This is a genomic window from Eudoraea sp., assembly GCF_049665975.1.
Lineage (GTDB): Bacteria > Bacteroidota > Bacteroidia > Flavobacteriales > Flavobacteriaceae > Eudoraea.
The window spans coordinates 1-1,904 of record NZ_JBATGR010000315.1; the positions used below are offsets into that span (position 1 = coordinate 1).

General features: G+C 38.3%; 2 protein-coding genes and 1 pseudogene. All 3 read left to right on the forward strand.

All coding sequences use genetic code 11. The features are described 5' to 3' along the window. Nucleotides 1–207 (forward strand): annotated as a pseudogene (locus WBN20_RS11160) (hypothetical protein); the annotation flags it as partial. Then, the gene (locus WBN20_RS11165) at nt 191–1,465 is read left to right on the forward strand and encodes an MFS transporter (protein WP_424281730.1); all 1,275 of its coding nucleotides are present in this window, start codon (nt 191–193) and stop codon (nt 1,463–1,465) included. The pseudogene WBN20_RS11160 and the gene WBN20_RS11165, both read left to right, overlap by 17 nt. Nucleotides 1,466–1,469: 4 nt before the next feature. Then, nucleotides 1,470–1,904, forward strand: a 435-nt coding sequence (locus tag WBN20_RS11170) for a glycoside hydrolase family 3 N-terminal domain-containing protein (protein ID WP_424281731.1), incomplete at its 3' end; no start/stop codon positions are given.

Consider the following 1,904-nt stretch of genomic DNA (forward strand, 5'->3'; position numbering starts at 1 on the left):
AAAAAATCTAAAAAACTACCGGTCTGCGGACCAAAAAATATTATCACTCAAATATTCATGGATAACAGTAACTCCTTTAACCTCGGAAAAGGATTAATTGACCAAAGAAAAAATATTGCCGTCACCTTTACTGATAAGTTTAGAAAAGAAAGTGAGCCAATTGTCATACATTTAAGTGAAATAAACTCGTATGGTACAAAAAAATAAACGTGCCTGGGTATGGATCCCGGTGCTCTATTTCACCCAAGGCCTCCCTTTTGTTTTAGTGGTTACGGTATCCGTTATTATGTACAAAAAACTGGGTATCAGCAATGCTGATATTGGTCTGTATACCAGTTGGCTATATCTTCCATGGGTAATAAAGCCTTTATGGAGCCCTTATGTAGATATTATTAGCACAAAGAGAAATTGGTTTTTATTTATGCAACTTCTTGTTGCTATTGCCTTGCTCGGAGTAGGACTGTTTTTACCAACCAACATTTTTTTTGTTACCACATTAGCATGCTTCTGGATGGCTGCTTTTGCCTCTGCCACTAATGATGTTGCCTCGGACGGTTATTATATGATAGGCTTAACACAGGACAAGCAATCTTTTTTTGTTGGTATACGAAGTACATTCTACAAGTTGGCAAACGTTACCGGACAAGGGCTTTTGGTTATTCTTGCCGGGTTTTTGGAAAATTATTATGGAGATAATACCAAGGCATGGTCCATTACCATGATAGCTGCCGCACTCTTGATGTTTGGTTTAACGCTTACCAACTTTTTTGTGACCCCTAAATTTGAATCTTCTGAAGCTATTGAAAAACAGAAACCTGCAGGATTTTTTGAAGTATTTAGGACATTTTTTAATAAAAAAGGCATGGGTATGGCATTAGCGTTTGTTCTCTTCTTTCGATTTGGAGAATCGCAATTGGTGAAAATGTCAGCACCTTTTTTCCTGGATTCCACTGCTGAAGGTGGATTAGGATATAGCACCTCGGAGGTTGGTTACATATACGGAACTATCGGAGTTATTATGCTTACCATTGGAGGAATTCTGGGCGGGATACTGATTTCAAGAGATGGCTTAAAAAAATGGATGTTACCAATGGTTCTTTCCATAAATATCCCCAATGCTTTTTACGCTTTCCTTGCGATAACAAATACTACGAATAAGTTCGCCGTAATAACCACCGTGGTCCTGGAACAGTTTGGTTATGGTTTTGGAATCGCAGGTTTTATGGTTTATCTGATTTACATCGCCGAAGGAGCCTCTAAAACTTCCCATTATGCTCTTGCCACTGGGTTTATGGCCCTTGGTATGATGCTCCCCGGTCTGGTTAGTGGATATATTCAGGAATGGCTGGGCTATGATGGGTTCTTTATATGGGTGGTGTTGGGTGCATTGCCAGCATTATTGATTTTAAAATATTTAAAATATCCGGCAGATTATGGAAAAAAAGGGGCAAGTTCAGAGGCATAATAGTATGGACTATCCAACAGCTAAAAAAGGACTCACACTAAAAGAAAAAGTCGGACAGCTTTTTATGCCAGCGGCATTTATTAATGACTCTGAAGAAGAAATATTAAAACTCGAAGAGTTAATTGCAAACTACCATATAGGTGGACTATGTTTTTTTCATTCCAGAGCTAGCGCTGCCACTAATTATGAAGGAAAGAAAAAGGTAGTGTACAATGAGGATAGTTATCAAGTTCTGAAATCTCTTATTAAACGTTATCAGCAAGTTGCCAAATATCCTTTATTAATTAGCATTGATGCTGAATGGGGATTGGCAATGCGAGTAGAAAACACACCCCAATACCCATATGCTATAACTCTGGGTGCCATAAAAGATAATGACGAAGTTATTACAGAAGTTGGTAGAAATATCGCCTCTGATTGTAAGCAAGCAGGAGTACAT

Excerpts from the sequence above, each read along its gene's own strand:
- WBN20_RS11165 (WP_424281730.1), top strand. The coding sequence starts at position 191 with ATGGTACAAAAAAATAAACGTGCCTGGGTATGGATCCCGGTGCTCTAT.